The sequence below is a fragment of the Enterovibrio nigricans DSM 22720 genome (assembly GCF_900167155.1).
In the GTDB taxonomy this organism is placed as follows: domain Bacteria; phylum Pseudomonadota; class Gammaproteobacteria; order Enterobacterales; family Vibrionaceae; genus Enterovibrio; species Enterovibrio nigricans.
This window is the reverse complement of record NZ_FUXU01000034.1, coordinates 18727-39140: the sequence shown is the minus strand read 5'-3', so window position 1 is coordinate 39140 and position 20414 is coordinate 18727. Positions and strand designations below refer to the sequence as shown.

Genomic DNA, 20414 nt, shown 5'->3' with positions numbered 1-20414 from the left:
CCTTATCAAATAATAGAGACCTGAACCACGACTTCGCAATATCACAGAAAACAATAGAATTTGAGCGAATTTTACGAGCTCAATATCCGTTTAAAACACGCTATTTCACACCTATTTGAATGTCGCCATTTTCACGTCTGATTGGATACGTAGAAATGGAGACAGCGGTATCTTCAATGCACTGCCCGCTATCGAGGCAAAAATGTTGTTTGTAGAGCGGTGATGCGATAACCGTCTTTTCTCCTATTGAGCCAATCATGCCGCGTGAAAGCACGTTGGCTTTTCCAAATGGATCATAATTATCGACGGCATAGAGATTATCGGTTTTCCCACACAAAAATATCGCCACCTGACGCTCACCAAAACGCGCACAAACACCGGTGTTTTTGACTAGATCGTCCTGTCGACAAATCGTTTTCCATTGCATCATGTTTGTTGCTCCTTAATTTTCTACCGTCACGATATCGATGCGCTCAGGTGTCGATGAAACCTCCACGACAGCGGGAATTCGCTGACCACGCACGGTTTGATACTTCAAGTTATCGTCAGCTAATTCGCTATTGATGTAGTGACGGAAACGCTTAAGTTTTTCTGGTGATTCAATCGTGGTTTTCCATTCACATTGGTAGTTACCAAGGCTGGTTGCCATCTCTCTTTCAAGCTCTTCCCCGATTGAAAGTTTGTCTTCAATGACCACCTGCTTGAGGTAGTCGAGTCCACCTTCTAGGTTCTCCAGCCAGACAGAGGTGCGCTGTAGCCTGTCCGCCGTGCGGATGTAGAACATCAAGATTCTGTCGATGTATTTGATGAGCGTTTCACGATCTAAATCCGAAGCAAAGAGGTCCGCGTGACGTGGGCGCATGCCGCCGTTACCACAAACATAAAGGTTCCAGCCATTTTCTGTTGCGATAATGCCGATGTCTTTTGACTGGGCTTCGGCACATTCACGTGTACACCCAGATACAGCAAACTTGAGTTTGTGCGGCGAACGGAGACCCTTATATCGGTCTTCAACATCAATGGCGAATCCGACACTGTCGTCAACACCGTAGCGGCACCACGTCGAGCCCACACAGGATTTTACGGTTCGTACGGATTTACCGTAGGCATGGCCCGTTTCAAACCCTGCATCAACAAGAATGCGCCATATCTCGGGAAGCTCGTGCAGTTGCGCACCGAATAAATCAATACGCTGACCGCCTGTGATTTTGGTGTAAAAATCGTACTGCTTCGCGACCTGACCGAGAACAATCAGTTTATCAGGCGTGATTTCGCCCCCAGCTACACGCGGAACCACGGAATAAGTGCCGTCTTTTTGCATATTCCCAAGGTAGATGTCATTCGTATCTTGCAAGCCAATATGTTCTTCTTTCAGCACGTAATCGTTCCAGAAAGACGCAAGAATAGAGCCGATAGCGGGTTTACATATGTCGCAGCCCAGTCCTTTTCCGTGGCTTTCTAACAGCGCATCAAAGGTTTTTACTTTGGTGATACGGACAATGTCTACCAACTCTTGACGGGTATACTGAAAATGTTCGCAAAGATCGTTATTAACTTCGTGTCCTAACGCAGCCAGCTCGGTATCCATGACTTGCTTGGCAAGTGCCGAACAGCCACCACACCCCGTAGAAGCTTTCGTGTCCGATTTCAGGTCAGCCATTGTCGAGCATCCAGCTGCAACGGCGGCTTTAATGTCGCCTTTGGTCACGTCGTAGCATGAACAAATCAGTGCCTCATCAGGTAGATTTGCCAGTCCTGCTGCCCCTGAATCGGAATCTGCGGCACCGTCAGACAGTAATAACACCGAGGGATACTCTGGTAACGGAAGATCATTAAGCAAAGTTTGGAGAAGGCTTGAATAGCTTTCAGTGTCCCCAACTAACACAGCGCCCAACAACTTCTTGCCGTCTTCAGACACTATGATTCGTTTATAAACCTGCTCAATACCGTCTGAAAACGTATAAAACTGCGCACCGGGCGTATTTCCCTGCGCATCACCAAGGCTCGCCACATCAACCCCTAGCAGCTTGAGCTTGGTGCTCATATCCACGCCTTTAAACGCAGCCTCTTCACCGCAAATGTGCGAAACCGCCACTTTGGCCATTTGGTAGCCCGGCGCAACCAATCCAAAAATGCGACCTTCCCAGAGCGCACATTCGCCAACAGCGTAGATGTCTTCATCATTGGTTTGGCACGTATCATTGATGACAATGCCGCCTCGCTCGCCAACGTCTAATCCATGTGACTTAGCGAGGCTGTCTTGCGGACGAATACCCGCAGAGAACACCACGAGGTCAGTTTCAAGTGAAGTACCATCGGCAAAGGTCAACCTGTAGCGACATTCATCACCAGTAATGATTGACGTCGTCGCTTTCTCGGTATGCACCTTAACGCCAAGCGATTCGATCTTCTCACGAAGCAAGGTACCCCCGCCGTCATCGAGTTGTACCGCCATCAAGCGAGGCGCAAACTCGACGACGTGAGTATCCACGCCCATTTGCTTTAACGCATTAGCAGCCTCAAGCCCGAGTAGGCCACCACCAATAACCACACCAGATTTGCTCTCTTTACCCGACGCTTCAATGGCTTCCAAATCTTCAATGGTGCGGTATACATGGCAATGCGACTGATCGTTACCATCAATCGGCGGGACAAAAGGATAAGAGCCCGTTGCCAACACTAGTTTGTCATAAAAAACTTCGCGGCCTTTATCTGTGACAACGCATTTATTTTCACGTTGAATGGCGATTACCTTCTCATTAAGAAAGTAGTGTACGCCTTTGTCGTCATAGGCCTCGTTACTGGTTAGCATGAGATCATCAGCAGTATTTCCACTAAAAAAGCTACTGAGTTGAACACGGTCGTAGGCAAGTCTTGGCTCTTCTGAAAACGTGGTAATTTCGACGCTGCCGTCCGTAATTCGGTCACACAATTCATCAATGAATCTGTGCCCTACCATGCCATTTCCAACAACAACAATACGTTTCTTATCCATTATTCATCCCTAAGCTGATAGCTTTTCAAACTGTTCTTGTGACTGCGCAACAAACCACTCCAGTTCGTTCGCAAGTGACACCACCTCACCAACCACAATCAATGAGGGTGATTGAACACCTTTATCCGTAATTTCTTCCTGTATGGTGGAAATCTCAGCGGTGAATAAGCGCTGTTCTGACGTGCACCCTTTTTCTATCACGGCCACAGGCATTGACGGTGATATCCCACCCAGCAGCAATTGCTGAGTGATCATTTGTAGTTTTGAAAGGCCCATGTAGAAGACCAATGTGTGATTAAGTGACGCCAGTGCTTTCCAATTTAACGCGAGTTCTTTTTCAGCATGCGCCGTCACCAGCGTGCACCCTTGAGATAGCCCTCTGTGTGTCAGCGGGATGCCGGCATAACTGGTGCAGCCAGATGCCGCGGTGATCCCGGGCACAATCTCCACACTGATACCCGCCTGTCGGAGTTCGAGCATTTCTTCCCCGCCGCGACCAAAGATAAAACCATCACCTCCTTTTACTCGGCAAATGGTCTTTCCAACGCGCGCTAACGTGACTAACGTTTGATTAATATCGGCCTGAGGCACACTGTGAAGCCCCTTTGCTTTTCCGACATAGATTTGTTCAGTAGTAGGAGGGAACAGGGCAACGATGTCTTTGCTGACTAAACGGTCGTAAACGATGACATCTGCCTGTTGAATGGTTTTCAGGGCTTTCAGCGTTAAGAGGTCTGGGTCTCCAGGACCTGCACCGACTAACGATACACGTCCTGCTTTTTTCATGGTGCCTGTCGGCAATGTAGAGACTTGCTGACGACAACAATCGGTCCCAAACAACGGCGAATTTTCTAAGGAATGATCCATGGCTATTCTTCCCCTATTCCTTTTTCTGAAAAGCACATTCAGCACTCAGTGATATTGGTAACAGGCAAATTAGATGCCAAGAAATAATCACAAAGGCTGGCGTAAGCACTAACGCTATGTTTTCGGTGAACTTAAACGTTCAGTAAAAGACAACAAGGTATCGCCAAAATAAGTACACAGACATGTAATGCACTTAAAAGGTGCAACAGAGGTAATTCACGCACCAAAAGGTTCCAAACAATTAATATTACTCACCACACACCGTTCTAAATAAACGATTCAACGCGTCCATTTATCACCATAACTGTCAGAATTAAATCAAGAATAGCCAACTTTTTTCTATATTTAGATTTTAATTCCCAACTTGGCGTATTAGTTGCTATTTCTTATCTATCGAGGAAGTTCAATTATTTATTTGCAGGGTCCGAATTATCATGCTCAAGAAAAAATCAGAATGGATAAAATCGACCTGTGCCTATTGCGGTGTTGGCTGTGGCATAGAGGGAAAACCCAACAGTTCGGGCCGACTCGACATTCGGGGCGATGAAGAACACCCTGCGAATTTCGGCCGTTTATGCTCGAAAGGGCTCGCTTTAGGTGACACCGTCACTGTGGAAGATCGATTACTTCACCCACAAGTTGATGGGATGGAATGTGGTTGGAACCACGCACTGTCTCATGTTGCCTCATCGTTTAATAAAATCATTGAGCAGCACGGTGCTGATGCAGTGGCGTTTTATGTCTCGGGCCAACTACTGACCGAAGACTACTATGTCGTGAATAAGCTGATGAAAGGATTTATTGGCAGCGCAAACATCGACACGAACTCTAGACTGTGTATGGCATCGTCTGTGGCTGGTCACAAACGGGCCTTTGGTGAAGACTGTGTTCCCGGTAACTATGAAGATTTAGAAATCGCCGATCTGGTTGTATTGGTGGGTTCGAACTTAGCGTGGTGCCACCCCGTTCTGTATCAGCGGCTAAATGCAGCCAAGCAGAAAAAAGGAACCAAAGTCGTTGTTATTGACCCTCGCAAGACGGCATCATGCGATATTGCCGATTTGCATCTTCCTCTCTCTCCAGGGAGTGACATTGCACTGTTCAACGGGCTTCTTGCTTATCTTTCCCAGTGTCAACGCCGTGAACCATGCTTATGTCGACGCACATACAAATGGCATTGAAAAAGCGCTTTCCGCTGCCGAGTGTTTTTCTTCGATCTCATCCATCGCGGCAGAAACAGGGCTAGAAATAGAAGACATTGAAACGTTTTATCAATGGTTCAATGCCACTCAAAAGACAGTGACCGTTTTCTCTCAAGGCGTGAATCAGTCAGTCTGTGGCACCGACAAAGTAAACAGTATCCTCAATTGCCATTTGGCCACAGGACGAATTGGCCAACCTGGGAGCACCCCATTTTCGATTACAGGCCAACCCAACGCAATGGGTGGACGTGAAGTTGGAGGGTTAGCAAATACACTGGCCGCACACCTTGAATTTGGCAATGATGCACATACCGATCTTCTAAAAACATTTTGGGACAGTCCTCAGGTAGCGACAAAACCCGGTTTAAAAGCCGTTGATATGTTTGATGCAATTGAAAGAGGCGATATTAAAGCCGTCTGGATTATGGCGACCAATCCGGTTGTATCACTGCCTGACAGCAAAAGAATCCGTACCATTTTGGACAACTGCCCGCTCGTTGTTGTATCAGATTGTATGGAACATACAGACACCATGCAGTTTGCAAACGTAAAACTGCCTGCACAAGGCTGGAGTGAGAAATCAGGGACCGTGACGAACTCAGAGCGACGGATCTCCCGCCAGCGTCGCCTATTACCCACCCCCGGACAAGGAATGCCCGATTGGTGGATTGTCTGTGAAGTAGCCAAACGAATGGGGTTTGACCGCGCTTTCACCTACCGTTCCGAAGTGGATATTTTTAACGAGTATGTTGCCCAAACTGCACTTGGCAATAAGCAGGGAGAGCCGACAAAACGCAAGCTGAACCTCGAAGCGTTTGGCGAATTGTCTAACGAAGAGTATCAACATTTAGCCCCTATTCAATGGCCTCACACTCTGGATCATGAGGTCAAAGAAAGGATATTTTCAAACGGGCAATTTTCGACGTCAGACAGCAGAGCATGCTTTGTCCCCGTCGCTCATCAATCCCTTGCGGACAAACAGACGTCAACATTCAACATGCGCCTTCTTACTGGACGATTGAGGGACCAGTGGCACACGATGACCCGAACAGGCCTGTCAGCATCGCTTAACGCCCTCGATATCGAACCGTATGTTTTGGTTCATCCTGATGACGCGAAAAGTCATCACATAGCTGACGGGCAATTAGTGCAAATAACCAGTCGTTCTGGTCAGCAAATTTTCAAAGCAAGAATTTCGACAGACGTATCGATTGGTCAATGTTTCGTCCCCATCCATTGGAGCGAGACACACAGTAACGGTGGCAAACCAAACACACTCATTGCACCAAAAATTGATCCCATTTCCGGTCAGCCCGAATTCAAAGCCGCTGCCATCAACCTTCAAGCCATAAAAACGCCTTTCAGCATGCTGCTTGCAACCGTGAACCCACAATCAACGCAAACGCTGAATCGTCTTAAGCCTATTCATTGGGTAAAACAAACAGTGGATGGAGGGTATGTTTATCATCTGTACTTCGAGGCGGTACCCGTAAACTTACTCAATGATCTAGCTCCACAGCTATTCGGTTCCAATCATTCATCTCTATTGTCATCGAATACCAAGAGCCGCTCTGGCATTATTTACACAAACAAAAAACCTAACGCTGCGTATGTCCTGTTCGATGCGCAATTCGCTGCCTGCCAGCCTGATATTGCTCAGCTACTCGCTTCCTCTTTTGATGATGTAGACATTCATGCTTTTCTGTCCGGTGAATTGTCCGTACGCTCACCGACCATCTGTACCTGTAAACAAGTGAAGCAGGAAGATATTGAGATCGCCTTCCTTGAAGAGGGTGCATGTTCAGTAGAAAAGATCTGTGAGATGACACAAGCAGGAACAGGATGTGGAAACTGTGTGTCCGAAGTAGGGCGCTGCGTTAACCAACTGCTTATCGACACCCCTTTTAAAGATGATTGTATCGGGGGGTAGCCGCAAGAAAGTGAGAAGATGAAAACGCCCAATGACCATCATTGGGCGTTTTGATGTACGTCGCTTGTCACCCTTGGTTCTAGACCGATCGACACGCTAAGTGCTTATTTCCAATGTAGGTTAGAGCTTAAATTGACCCACGAGTTTGAGGAGTCGACTTGAAAGTTGCGCCAACTCATCGCCAGCATAAGCAATTTGCGCTGCGCTTTCTGTACCTTGCGCAACCACATCGTTGATGTTGTTGACGTTTCGGTTAATCTCTTGAGAAACGGAATATTGCTCATTTGCGGCACTTGCTATCTGGATATTCATATCCGTAATTGCAGAGACCGCACTGCGAATTTCATTCAGCGCGTCACCCGCACTCCTCACTTCCACAACACAGCCATCTGTTGTGGTTTGGCTTCTCGTCATCACTTCAACCGCGGCTTGTGCCTGTTTCTGGAGATCTTCGATGATTCGCTGGATCTCGGTAGTCGAAGATTGTGTACGGCTTGCTAGCGTGCGTACTTCATCAGCAACAACGGCGAAGCCCCTGCCTTGCTCTCCCGCTCGCGCTGCTTCAATTGCCGCATTTAATGCCAACAGGTTCGTTTGATCTGCGATATTCCGAATCACCTCAAGCACAGTGCCTATGGTTTGGCTGTCGCGCTCAAGGTGATTGATCGTAACCGATGTTTCTCGGATCTCACTTTCCAGATTATCAATCATTGAAATAACGCGTTCTACCACGTTACTTCCCGCATCTGTAGATTGATTCGCACGTTCCGCTGCATCTGCGGCAAGCGTTGCATGTTGAGCAACCTCTTGTACCGTGGCGGTCATCTCATTCATTGCTGTTGCAACTTGTTCGGTCTCACCTTGCTGTTGCGCGGCACTTGACCGACTGGCATTGGTGATACTCGACATTTCCTCTGCAGACGTCGCCAAGGTGTTGGTTGCATCAAGGACTTGCTGCATGGTCACGTGTATTTTTTGAGCAAACTGATTAAAGGCACCGGACAGTTCACCGATTTCATCGTTACTGGTTACCTCGATGCGCTGTGTTAAATCCCCTTCACCTTGGGCAATATCCTGCATGGCGCGCGTCGTAGAAACGATAGGCTTCGTAATACCGCGAGCAATGATAAACGCGACTATGGTTCCGATGACCAACCCAATAACTGCCAGCATTGTCAGTTCAAATGAGATCTCATTCAAACTCGCCTCTGAATGCGTTCTATCCATCGCAATCGCTAAGACGCCAAGACGTTTTCCTGAAAAATCCTCAACGGCCTTCATATACAGCGCATGGGGAGTACTTTCGAGATCAACAACAGATTCAAACGCCTCACCCGCCATTACCTTTGAAAGCAAAGACACATCATTTAACTGAGGCGTGCGAAACGTACCACCAAAGGATTTGAAACCACCAGGCCCTGGCAGGATTAGCGCAATTCGCGCGTTATGTCTTTTTTGAAATCGCTCAAAGAACGGTTGACCAAATGACATCCCAAACTCTATCGAGCCAATGTGGTCGTTCTGATAAAAAACGGGAGAAACACCTCGAATACCGAGACCAGCAACTCCATTTTCCAGCCCTTGAATGTTAGCTTTCTTAATGTTGGTTTGAACAACCGTTTCTCTGAAACCAGACAAGTCGTCACCGAATTTCGTTGGCTGATGAACACGTAAAAAGGACGTCGCCGGTGGCGTATGAAACTGGAATTGTTCAACAGAAAAGGATTGCTTTAACGGTGAAAAAACGTGCTGACTTATTTGGTAGAGTTTGTCTCGATCGCCGTCTGCAAACGTTTGTTGTACATCAGGCATGTTTGCCACTACGGTCGACAATGCAACGGCCAAATGGGCAGACGACCCAATTTCTGAAATAGCGGCTGAATAAAGCTTTTCTAGCTCGCGACGTTCACCTTCTTTTATCAGCTGAGAAAATTCTGTTAAGACAACGGCGAGCACCGACCCCGTCAGAATGATTAACAATGCACATATACCCGAAACAATGCGAGTACTGATTTTAAAACGAGATAGCATGACCCTCTCCATATAACAGCTACCTAGGAAGCCACTATATAAAGTCAAAGTGCTAATTTTTATAGAGAATACATAATTATTGTGATGAGATTTGAATCTCTGTTGCAAGTTTAAAATTTAGGAAACGCAGTTGTTGCGCGACGACTAAATATCGTATTGGTCGCAGAATTATGAAATTTATTCGTAAATTGACTCAATTTGTGTGCACGAAGATGAAAAAAAAGCAGCCATCACGGCTGCTTTTTCATGCTAAACATACTGTTATTTTTTCTTACGCTTGTCAGTAACTTCCCATTTACCGTCGATGTACAAGCCCGTCCAACCGGATGGCTTTCCATCTTCCTCGGTACGCACGTAGTTTTCTTTGCTCTTACGGCTAAAGCGAACCACGGCTTTACGACCATCAGGATCTTCCGAAGGTGCGTCTGCAAGGTACTTGAACTTGTCGTGCAAACGATCTTTGAAACGCGCTAGCTCTTCAACCAACGGGGCACGCGTTTCACGCGATTTCGGGAAGTTGCTAGCAGCCAAGAACAAACCTGATGCGCCATCACGAAGTACAAAGTACGCATCAGAGTTTTCACATGGCAACTCAGGAAGGTGCACAGGATCTTTTTTTGGCGGTGCTACTTCACCGTTTTTCAAAATCTTACGCGTGTTCTTACACGTCTCGCTGGTGCAATCCATGTACTTACCGAAACGGCCGTTTTTAAGAACCATATCAGAACCACACTTATCACACTCAACAAGCGGACCTTCATAGCCCTTCAGCTTGTATTCGCCCTTCTCAACCAGGTAACCGTCACAGCTTGGGTTATTACCACACACATGCAGTTTACGAGACTGGTCAATCAGGTACGCGTCCATGGCGGTTTCACACTTAGGACAACGCTTCTTCGCACGAAGTGCCGCTGTTTCAACGTCTTCTTCAAGAACGTTAACAATGCCTTCTTCGTCCATCAGATTAATGGTTGTCTTGCAGCGCTCTTTTGGCGGCAATGCGTAACCTGAACAGCCGAGGAATACGCCTGTAGACGCGGTACGAATACCCATCTTACGACCACAGGTCGGACAATCGATATCCGTTAGAACAATGCTGTTAGGCTTCATACCACCTTCAACTTCATCCAACTCAGCCTTACCTAAATCATCGGTAAAGGCTTTGAAGAAGTTATTCAGCACTTTCTTCCAGTCTTCACTGCCCATCGCGATTTGGTCGAGTTGACCTTCCATACGCGCAGTAAAGTCGTAGTCCATTAAATCGGCAAAGCTGTCATCCAAACGGTCTGTGACAATCTCACCCATTTTTTCGGCATAGAAACGACGTTGTTCAACACGTACATAACCACGATCTTGAATCGTTGAAATGATTGCCGCATAGGTAGACGGACGACCAATGCCACGTTTCTCAAGCTCTTTAACCAATGCAGCTTCTGTAAAGCGCGCTGGCGGCTTAGTGAAGTGCTGCTTAGGGTCAACCTTATCTAATGACAAGATCTCGCCCACATCGACGTGTGGGAGCGTTGTGTCTTCATTTTTACCCATTGGACGCTGTACACGAGTCCAACCGTCAAAACGCAGCGTACGTCCTTTCGCTTTCAGCGTAAATTCGCTTGCTTCAACCGTGATAGTGCTTGAGTCATATTTTGCTGGCACCATCTGGCAAGACACGAATTGACGCCAAATGAGATCGTAAAGGCGGTGCGCATCAGGATCCATACCTTGCAGATCATCAGCTTTGACATCGAGGCTAGAAGGACGAATCGCTTCGTGCGCTTCTTGCGCATTACCTTTTGAGCCATACACGATTGCCGAAGCAGGTAAGTAATTCTCTCCGTATTCGCTACCAATGAAGCTACGCGCATTTTCAACCGCTTCTTTGCTCAAATTGGTTGAGTCTGTACGCATGTAGGTGATGTAACCCGCTTCGTACAGGCGTTGTGCCAGCATCATGGTTTTCTTCACGCCAAAGCCCATACGGGTGCTCGCTGCTTGCTGCAGCGTTGACGTAATGAAAGGTGCAGACGGCTTACTGCTTGTCGGACGGTCTTCGCGATCAACAACTTTGTACGTTGCTTTTTTCAACGTGTCCGTTGCCGCCATCGCTTGCGCTTCATTAAGCGGTTTAAACGCTTCACGGTTTTGCTGCGCCACCACAAGGCGAAGTACGTTTTCACTTGCCGTTGTCGTATCTGCGTGAATATCCCAATACTCTTGCGGGATAAACGCGTTGATTTCGTGCTCACGCTCTACCAGCAGTTTTACTGCGACAGACTGAACGCGACCAGCAGACAAACCACGTGCGACTTTCTTCCAAAGTAGCGGCGACACCATGAAACCAACAACACGATCGAGGAAGCGACGTGCTTGCTGCGCATTTACGCCGTCCATATTCAATTCACCAGGCGCTTGGAATGCCTGTTGGATTGCGTTTTTGGTAATTTCGTTAAACACCACGCGTTTAAAGCGGTTCTCGTCGCCACCGATAATTTCCCGCAGGTGCCAGGCTATTGCCTCCCCCTCGCGGTCCAAATCCGTTGCGAGATAAACGTAATCCGCTTTCTCCGCCAATGCTTTCAGTTCAGCAACGACTTTCTCTTTACCAGGCAACACCTGATAATTTGCTTTCCAGTCGCGATAAGGATCAACGCCCATTTTGTTGATAAGCGCGTTTTTCTCTTTATCTTTTTTAATGCGCTCTTTCTCTTCCGTGCTCAACCCTTTGGTTGATACAGGCGCTGCTTTCTTGCCGCCTTGAGCGGCACCGGTAGGCAGATCTCGAACATGACCTACGCTCGATTTAACGATGAAGTCTTTGCCCAGATACTTATTAATCGTTTTTGCCTTTGCCGGGGACTCCACGATAACGAGAGATTTACCCATAGTGACCAACACGCCCTCGCGTTAAAAAATTCATTTAATAGTTCAAATCGCATGCAAAACCTAGATGGCACGCTACTGACGCTTTTTTTAATATTGAGCGACTCGATCTGAATATCAACCAGTTTCTTTATTATTTACCCTGATTGATTGCTGCTTCTACAGTTGTAAAAATTCTGTAAACCGTATTCTTGCCCTTACGGAGGCATAGCGTAGTCTCAGTTTGGCAAGCGCGCTAATCATTACCATTGACCAACAGCAATATGCCATTTGTCTTCAAATTTTTCTGGCTTGGCTCACACAAAGCCACGCCAAAGGTGACGAATTCAACAATTTACGTGTCGCGTGCCCATTTTCTTTCAAAGGGGTATACTCGCGCTTTTCGTCCCAAAGCATTCGAGATAGTTATGTCACAGAAAGCCCAAATCAGCGCAGAAGCACTGCTAGTCATCGCCAACGAGATGATCCGTGATCACGAAGAATACCTAGAAGGTATGCACGCAAGCTCAGTCGAAGAAAAAGCCGGCGTGATGGTTTTTAAAGGTGAATACTTTTTAGACGAAAACGGACTTCCGACGCCAAAAACAACAGCAGTATTCAACATGTTTAAGTATCTTGCTCATCAGCTTTCCAAGCAGTACACGCTGAGCTAACAACATAGTAAAGGCTATTGCTTCTTTGTCAAAGCAAGGCCTTTTGATTTAGCTAGCGAATAGTGCTTTCAGCCTATCTGAGTCACTAGACGCCATGTACGCTTCATAGATTTTTCTCGAACCAACCGCGTTGATATGGTTGTTGTCTTTGTAAATGGGCTTCCCATCGATTGAACTCACGCACTTGTTATCTTTGCACAAAAGATCTGGGATATCGATGATGACCAGCTGAGGATATTTCTTCTTCAGGCTGTTAAGCATGTCATTGAAGTAGCGATACCTTTCTTTAAACGGTTCTTCATTTTCATCACAGCTGCTTTTTGCCATCCAGTGATAATTCGCTTTTTTCACTAGGCAATTGCTTGGTTTAAATGAGTAAGAAGGAACCTGACCAAAAATCACTGGTGTTTTACCATGTGAAATCAATTTCGAAATCGTTTCTTCTAATCCTTTATCAAAGACGCGACGATTGTTGGCCAGTGACTCTGTTCTGTCCTGCTCATCGCCTAGATAGATACTTCTACCTTCTTCATTTTTAGCCAACGTAGTTTCCGTGTAAGTCGCCCAACGTCCACCTAAAAAAACAACCTTAGCATCTGAATCAAGAATCCTTTCCAACGCACGCTCATTCGTCTTGTAACAGTGGTCTTCCAACTCGCCATAACGAACTCTGCCACCTTCAGCAATGGGAGGACAACCGCCTGCACCCGCATATAGTGCACCAAAATGGTATTTTTTCCCCAGCTCATCAACGAATGGTTGGAAATGCTGTGCATGCGAATCTCCCCATAAAAACACTGATGGCGAGGATTTAGTTTGGTCGCCCAATAACATAGGGAAAAAGGGTTCATAGGCTTCTAATTGTTTTCTAGACTGCTTTTCGCTATCAATATTTGAAACAGAGTCATAATATAACGCCATTGCTTCTTTGCTGAATCGATTCGGATAGCCCTCGTGTTTTTCAATATTTTTGGCAATCAACACTAGCGCGACGACGGGAATGAGAAAGTAACCAATAAATACATATTTTTTCTTAACGCTAAAATAACGAGCTGGGTTTTCAACCAGTTTATAGCTAAGTAAAGAAAGGCCTAATGTTAGTGCCGAGCAAATAACAAAACCTTTAATACCAAATTCCGGCTCGTAATAACGATAAAATGCCTGAACGGGCCAGTGCCACAAGTATAGCGAATATGACAACCTACCTATCCATACCAGTATAGGCAATGATAGAAATTTGGATGTTGGCGAGTCTTTCTTATCTCCTGAAAAAATCAGTAATACTGCTCCAAAGCAAACAATCGCAGCATTTAGTCCGGGGAAGATTTTACTTTTATCAAGGTAAACTAAGGAAAGCACCAAAAACAGCGTACCAGCAGCCCCAGTCAACACATAGACTTTATTAGGCAACACTAGTCTCTTTTCACGAGCTTTGAAAATGGCGAGTGCCAACGATGCCCCCATCAACATCTCAAACGCTCTACCTTGAATAAGGAAATAAGCTTGTGAAGGTTCAGTTAAAGCAAGGAATTGCGATAAACCAACCAGCGCCACCATACTCAAAATCAGCATACTTGAAGCCGATTTTTTTGGTAAATAGCGGACACAAACCAACAGTACAATTGGCCATATAAAGTAGAATTGCTCTTCAACAGACAAAGACCAAATATGCAGGAGCGGCATGGTTTCAGAGGAAGGCGCAAAATAGCCAGTACTTTTTTCAAAGTAAATATTCGAAATAAAAACTGACGAATACCTTAAACTGTCCGCAAACGATGAGAAATCATTTGGCGCAAATAGAATATATGCTAAGACAAGACTTAAAATGGCCACTAGATAGAAAAGAGGAAGAATCCGTTTTATGCGCTTTTCATAGAAACTTGAAAAAGTAAAATCACCCGATATCATCTGAGGAAATATCGCGGATGTGATAATAAACCCCGATATTACGAAGAAAATATCAACACCAATAAAACCACTGGGTAATATATCTTTATTGAAGTGAAAAGTGATCACTAATAAAACAGCTATAGCTCGGAGACCATCGATATCCGGACGATATTTAATATTAGCCATTAATATACTTAACCTTGATCTTATCTTTCGATTCTTTTAGTTAATGTTGTTTAAGCTATACCCGCACAACAACCACATCAAAAACTACTGTTGCAATGACTTATCAAGGTTCATGTCTGCAAGTTAAATACAGACTCTGAGAGATGAGTTAACGCTTTTCCTTGTAGTGATGTCTCCACGATCTTTTGACCGCGACAGCTAGAATCACTAAATACTACTCTACGCCTAAGCCGCTATAGAGCTCCAATTGGTATCTCGCCCCTTTAAAAAAGAGACTGCAACCAATAAACACAAAAAGTCGGCCTGAACATATTTCCTTGTTCAGGCCGACACAGTCAGTTTATCAAAAAATCAGATTAACCTTCAAATATCGCGGTGTCTTTTTCTTTTTTGACTTGTGAAGGACCGTTGCCATCTTGGTCATTTCCACCACGACCTTTAGGATCGGGGCCATAACGATTTGGTCCTGGCGTGCCGTCTTTCAGGCCTAGCTCAACGAGCGAAAATACCATTCCAATAATAGGAACGACGAGAATTAGCGCCCAGTACAAGTTTAGATCCCTATCTTGTATCCTTTTGATACTAAGGGCTAGTGACCCAAAAAACGCGGCATATTGCCCAATCGGACTGATGATGCCGTATGACACACCGTTTATCAGCTCATACGCAGCAGGAATACATAGGATTAGTAACGGTATTTGATATAGCCACCAATCTCGCCTACGTATGCGTCCACGAAGGGTAAACAGTACTTTCAGTTGATTCATCTACACTCCTAAACTATTGGTCGCTGGCCGCGGCTGATCCATTTCAGCAAAACACGATCAAACGCATCAGCTGAAGCGCCAGCCAGTTTTTCTGCCAGCTTTTTGCGCTGTACGTATTTCACGCCCAGAACGTCTTTTTCTTTTACCGCAGACACCAAGTAATCATCGCTGGTGCCAATGCTATCAATCAGGCCCAATGGCAGTGCCTGATTTCCAAACCAGTGCTCTCCCGTTGCGACTTTTTCCAGCTCAAGAGCAGGACGATGATCAGCGATAAAGTCTTTAAACAAGGTATGGGTTTCTTCCAACTCCATCATGAATTTTTCACGCGCTTTGTCGGTATTTTCACCGAACATGGTCAAGGTACGTTTAAATTCACCCGCAGTCAGTTGCTCAAACTCAATATCATGTTTTTTCAATAGCTTATTGAAGTTTGGCAATTGCGCAATTACGCCAATCGAGCCGACTACAGCGAACGGCGCGGCAATAATTTTATCCGCAACACATGCCATCATATAACCGCCACTCGCCGCAACTTTGTCGACGGAAACAGTCAATGGAATACCCGCTTGTTTGATACGGTCTAGCTGGGAAGACGCAAGGCCATAAGCATGGACCATACCGCCGCCACTTTCTAAACGCACCAGCACTTCATCACCTTCTTTGGCAACAGAAAGAACGGCCGTGACTTCTTCACGCAATGCCGTTACTTCACGCGCATCGATACTGCCCTTAAAATCCAGTACAAAAACATGCGGTTTTCGGCTCGATTCCAAAGAGGCGGTATCCGTCATTTTCTTCGCCTCAGCTTTGGCTTCTTTGGCCTTGGCTTTTTCCGCTTTCTTTTCCGCTTTGTCCCGCGCTTTTAGTGCTGCCTCGTCATAAAGGTGCGACTCCATCGAATGCACCAAATCCTTATGATTTTCAGTCAAGTTGGTGATTTCCAGATCACCTTTTTGTCCTTGCTTACCGCCCGCGCTTTTGACAATGATCAATACGACAATAACCGCAATTGCAAACGTCAACACTTTGGCAAGAAATAACCCGTAATCAAGCAAAAATTCCAAACTCTGTTCCTCGTTTTTCTTTTATATCCAAGCGACCATCAAACGGCTGAGGCACTTACTTTTAGCCAATTTCCCCATTCTATACCCAAACTGCGCCAATATGCAGTTTTCAAAAGGATTGAATGGCCGAAGATTAACCCCGTTCATCCCGCTAATTTCGCATTGACTGGTTGTTTCAGCCATTAAGTGCATCTTACAATGATGGCTGTTGAGATGAACAGACAGCAATGTCGACGATAAAAGGAATATTGTAACGTGGAGTATCAAGTAGCAGCCAATGCACTGACAGGTAAAGTCATTCTGGTGACCGGTGCTGGAGATGGAATTGGTCGTCAGGCCGCACTCAGTTACGCTCAACACGGTGCAACCGTTATATTGCTCGGTCGTACAGTGAAAAAGCTGGAAAGCGTTTACGACGAGATTGAAGCTGCAGGATACGCGCAGCCCGCAATCATCCCTCTGGATATGTTAGGCGCAACGCGCCAGCACTATCTTGATATGGCGGACACCATCGAGCAACAATTTGGGCAGTTAGATGGCGTACTGCACAATGCAGGGTTGCTGGGTGTGTTAAGCCCATTCGACCAAATTGAAGAAAAGGCTTACGACGACGTCATGCAAGTCAATGTCAAAGCGACGTTCTTGATGACACAAGCCATTATGCCTCTAATTCAAAAATCTGAAGATGGTCGAATCGTTTTCACTTCGTCGACGGTTGGACACTCTGGCCGAGCATTCTGGGGAGCATACGCCATATCCAAATTTGCTACCGAAGGTATGATGCAAGTACTGGCTGATGAATTAAGTAACACCACCGTCAAAGTGAATGCCATTAATCCTGGAGGCACTCGTACTAAAATGCGAGCCTCAGCCTTCCCTGCTGAAGATGCTAACAACCTGAAGACCCCATTAGAGATTATGCCGCTCTACCTTTACCTGATGGCCCCAGAAGGTAAGGACGTTAACGGCCAGTGTATTGATGCACAACCCAAGTAGTTTACTTGCCGTCTAAAATGACAAAAGCCAGCATTTCAGCTGGCTTTTTTGTAATGCAAAAAGCGTATTAACGCGGTTTGCGATTGCTTGGTGGCTTCTGGCGAGATGACGATTGACCAGATGACTTACCCATAGGTTTACCTGGACGACCACCGCTACCACGTTTACCTTGCGCAGGTTTACCGTGAGCAGGCTTGCCATGAGCAGGCTTACCGTGAGCAGGTTTGTCTTGTTGAGTACCACCGCGACGTGAGTTACGCGGTTTACGCGTTTCACCTGATTCAACGCGTTCTTCGTGACGACGAACTGCACGACGGATTTTCTGATTACGAGATTTGTGCTTCTTGGTTTCTGTTTCCAAAAAGGTCTCTTTTTCTGAACGAAGCTCTACCATTTCACGTAGGTAGTTCACCTCATCCAGACCCAGTTCCATCCAACCGCCACGTGGTAGTTCTTTGTTCAGGTAAATATCGCCATAGCGTACACGCTTCAGTCGGCTAACGGTTACACCCTGTGATTCCCACAAGCGGCGAACTTCACGGTTACGGCCTTCGGTGATTACAACGTAGAAAGTGTGGTTCGACCCTTCACCACCAGCGTAAAGCACGTCTTCAAAGCGTGCTTCGCCGTCTTCTAGCTCTACACCACGAACAAGGTTTTTAACCATTTGCTCGTTCACTTCGCCGAACACACGAACCATATACTCGCGCTGAACTTGACGGCTTGGGTGCATCAAACGGTTTGCGAGTTCACCATCAGTTGTGAACAACAGCATACCTGACGTGTTCGCATCCAGGCGACCCACGGCAACCCAGCGTGCACCGTTTAAACGAGGCAGACGGTCAAAGACGGTACGACGACCTTCTGGATCGCTACGCGTACACAGTTCACCTTCCGGTTTGTTGTAAGCCAAGACACGACATACTTGCTCAGAAGGTGCAGAAATCTGCACGCTGTGACCATCAAGACGCACGTGAGCGTTAAGGTCTTCAAGACGATCGCCCAACTTTGCCACTGCACCGTTGATGCTAACTCGACCAGCCAAGATCATGCTCTCAATCTCACGACGAGAACCTAGACCTGCACGGGCTAGCACCTTCTGTAATTTTTCGCTCATTTACTAATACCTTACTGTCGCCTTCACAGGCGTCGATGTCGGAAAGAAAAGCTCTAGATTCGGAAATTTTAGTGAATCTGAGATAACGGCGTATTATGCCAGTGTACAGGGCCGTTCACCAAGCGTTTTCGTTTTGCCAAGACACCACAGCAATGGAAATTAAACTTTGCATCTTTCCTTACAGCACAGTGCAAAATGCAACGTTTAATTCCAACTATAACAACAAGCTTATTCGAACGGAGCAGGGTCACCTGTACCACGACGGAGAATGACAGGCTCATCCTCGCTCATATCAACGACTGTGGTCGGCTGCTCGCCGAGATAACCACCGTTCAGAATGCAATCAACAGCGTGTTCCAGCTGATCGCGAATCGCTTCAGGATCGGATTCTGTGTAGTCATTACCCGGTAAAATCAATGACGTTGACATCATTGGCTCACCCATTGCTTCAAGTAAATCCAGCGCTATCTGATTGTTAGGTACACGAATCCCGATCGTCTTCCTTTTCGGGTTCATCAGCCTACGAGGTACCTCTTTGGTTGCACGTAGAATGAAGGTGTAAGGGCCGGGGGTGTTATTGCGAATCAAACGATACGCCGTATTATCAACACGTGCATAAAGCGACAACTCAGACAAATCACGACACAGGAGCGTGAAGTTGTGTTTATCATCCAAGCGGCGAATGCGACAAATACGCTCTAATGCTTGTTTGTTTTCCAATTGACAACCCAGTGCATAGCCAGAGTCAGTAGGATAAACAATCACACCGCCATTTCGAATGATAGCAACCGTCTGGTTAATCAATCGCGCTTGTGGATTTTCTGGATGTACATAAAAAAATTGGCTCACACTTCCTCCTCATGAGGTTTAGCACCGCGGTCAAGATCCGGAATCAACCAATGCTCCCAGATTTCCGAGCAGCCTTTAGGCAAGTATAAATTACGCCCTAGTTCCAGCCAGGGAGATGGATAATGGAAATCTGATCCTTGCGATCCCGCGAGTCCAAATTGAATCGCATAATCACCGAGTAATCGACGTTCATTCGGAGATTGCTGTGGCTGCGCCACCTCCATGCCATCACCGCTCGCATCCACGAAGGTTTGTAGTAATCTTTTCAGCCACTTGGCCGTTAGATTATATCGTCCTGGGTGCGCAAGCACGGCTTGTCCGCCTGCTTTGTGAATCACATCCACCGCTTCTTCAATGGTGCACCAATTCGGTGACACATAACCCGGATTTCCGCGCGTCAGATACTTTTTAAACACGGCTTGCATGGTTTTCACATGCCCTTGCTCCACCATCCAGCGGGCAAAATGAGCACGTGTAATTGGCGCTTCACCTGCAAGGGCTTGAGCCCCTTCCAATGCACCCGGCATACGGTGTTTTTCGAGCCGTTCAGCAATCATGCCAGCACGAATTTCACGACGCGATGCTTGTGCTTTAATTAGCGACACAAGCTCTTCATTGGCAGGATCTATGTTGAGCCCAACAATATGAATGTCTTTATTTTCCCAAACCGTCGATATCTCAATGCCATTAATGATGTGCAATGGAAGATCGTTTTCTAGAACTGCCAACCTTGCCGCATCAAGCCCTGCAACTGAGTCATGGTCAGTGATTGCAAGAACATCAACGCGAAATTCAGCAGCACGCTTTACCAGGTCCTCAGGGCTGAATCGCCCGTCAGACGCCGTTGTGTGGCTATGTAAATCAAATAGCATTTATTTTCTTCAATTTGTTGCTTGACTTTACCCTCACACACCAGTTAACTAGTACATGATTACGAACACAAATGGATTGCGTCTTCATGGTACAGCATAAACTCATTCAACA

15 protein-coding genes are annotated in these 20414 nt (G+C 46.3%); 4 read left to right on the top strand and 11 right to left on the bottom strand.

What is annotated here, in order from left to right; translation table 11 throughout:
* Positions 1-100 precede the first annotated feature (100 nt).
* The 3 genes from nirD to cobA are packed head-to-tail and all read right to left on the bottom strand — an operon-like array spanning position 101 to position 3781.
* On the bottom strand, positions 101-430 hold the full coding sequence (nirD, locus tag B5D35_RS13125; protein WP_078753018.1) for a nitrite reductase small subunit NirD: 330 nt from the start codon (positions 428-430) through the stop codon (positions 101-103).
* A gap of 12 nt (positions 431-442) precedes the next feature.
* Positions 443-2995 (bottom strand): nitrite reductase large subunit NirB, encoded by a 2553-nt coding sequence (gene nirB, locus B5D35_RS13120; RefSeq protein WP_078753017.1) that lies wholly within the window; start codon positions 2993-2995, stop codon positions 443-445.
* Between the two features lie 9 nt (positions 2996-3004).
* A complete protein-coding gene (cobA, locus tag B5D35_RS13115) occupies positions 3005-3781 on the bottom strand; it encodes a uroporphyrinogen-III C-methyltransferase (RefSeq protein ID WP_198557026.1) in 777 nt (258 codons plus the stop codon).
* A gap of 515 nt (positions 3782-4296) precedes the next feature.
* Between cobA and B5D35_RS25400 the strand changes: the two genes are divergently transcribed.
* Entirely contained in the window at positions 4297-5043 is a 747-nt protein-coding gene (locus tag B5D35_RS25400; protein ID WP_332870328.1) for a molybdopterin-dependent oxidoreductase, read from the top strand.
* Positions 4955-6994, top strand: coding sequence for a nitrate reductase (locus B5D35_RS13110; RefSeq protein ID WP_332870327.1), 2040 nt, complete (start codon positions 4955-4957; stop codon positions 6992-6994). The genes B5D35_RS25400 and B5D35_RS13110 overlap by 89 nt, the downstream gene beginning before the upstream one ends.
* 120 nt (positions 6995-7114) lie before the next feature.
* Here the strand turns inward: B5D35_RS13110 and B5D35_RS13105 are convergent, their stop codons facing one another.
* Positions 7115-9025 carry a methyl-accepting chemotaxis protein gene (locus B5D35_RS13105; RefSeq protein WP_078753015.1) on the bottom strand — a complete coding sequence of 637 codons (1911 nt, stop codon included), beginning with the start codon at positions 9023-9025 and terminating at the stop codon, positions 7115-7117.
* 261 nt (positions 9026-9286) lie between these two features.
* Positions 9287-11908 carry a type I DNA topoisomerase gene (gene topA, locus B5D35_RS13100; protein WP_078753014.1) on the bottom strand — a complete coding sequence of 874 codons (2622 nt, stop codon included), beginning with the start codon at positions 11906-11908 and terminating at the stop codon, positions 9287-9289.
* Positions 11909-12312: 404 nt separating this feature from the next.
* Here topA and B5D35_RS13095 point away from each other — a divergent pair, with 404 nt between their 5' ends.
* Positions 12313-12558: a YciN family protein gene (locus B5D35_RS13095; RefSeq protein WP_078753027.1), complete on the top strand. Its 246-nt coding sequence runs from the start codon at positions 12313-12315 to the stop codon at positions 12556-12558.
* Positions 12559-12606: 48 nt separating this feature from the next.
* Here the strand turns inward: B5D35_RS13095 and B5D35_RS13090 are convergent, their stop codons facing one another.
* The 3 genes from B5D35_RS13090 to sohB all read right to left on the bottom strand — a co-directional run bounded on the left by B5D35_RS13090 (position 12607) and on the right by sohB (position 16468).
* Positions 12607-14634, bottom strand: coding sequence for an acyltransferase family protein (locus B5D35_RS13090; protein WP_078753013.1), 2028 nt, complete (start codon positions 14632-14634; stop codon positions 12607-12609).
* A gap of 356 nt (positions 14635-14990) precedes the next feature.
* Entirely contained in the window at positions 14991-15401 is a 411-nt protein-coding gene (locus B5D35_RS13085; protein WP_078753012.1) for a DUF805 domain-containing protein, read from the bottom strand.
* A gap of 8 nt (positions 15402-15409) precedes the next feature.
* A complete protein-coding gene (gene sohB / locus B5D35_RS13080; RefSeq protein WP_078753011.1) occupies positions 15410-16468 on the bottom strand; it encodes a protease SohB in 1059 nt (352 codons plus the stop codon).
* 255 nt (positions 16469-16723) lie between these two features.
* Between sohB and B5D35_RS13075 the strand changes: the two genes are divergently transcribed.
* Positions 16724-17464, top strand: coding sequence for a YciK family oxidoreductase (locus B5D35_RS13075; protein ID WP_078753010.1), 741 nt, complete (start codon positions 16724-16726; stop codon positions 17462-17464).
* A gap of 67 nt (positions 17465-17531) precedes the next feature.
* Here the strand turns inward: B5D35_RS13075 and rluB are convergent, their stop codons facing one another.
* The 3 genes from rluB to rnm form a co-directional block, all read right to left on the bottom strand.
* Entirely contained in the window at positions 17532-18581 is a 1050-nt protein-coding gene (gene rluB / locus B5D35_RS13070; RefSeq protein WP_078753009.1) for a 23S rRNA pseudouridine(2605) synthase RluB, read from the bottom strand.
* 228 nt (positions 18582-18809) lie between these two features.
* On the bottom strand, positions 18810-19430 hold the full coding sequence (locus tag B5D35_RS13065; RefSeq protein ID WP_078753008.1) for an L-threonylcarbamoyladenylate synthase: 621 nt from the start codon (positions 19428-19430) through the stop codon (positions 18810-18812).
* Positions 19427-20302 (bottom strand): RNase RNM, encoded by an 876-nt coding sequence (gene rnm / locus B5D35_RS13060; RefSeq protein WP_078753007.1) that lies wholly within the window; start codon positions 20300-20302, stop codon positions 19427-19429. The genes B5D35_RS13065 and rnm overlap by 4 nt, the downstream gene beginning before the upstream one ends.
* Positions 20303-20414: the final 112 nt, after the last annotated feature.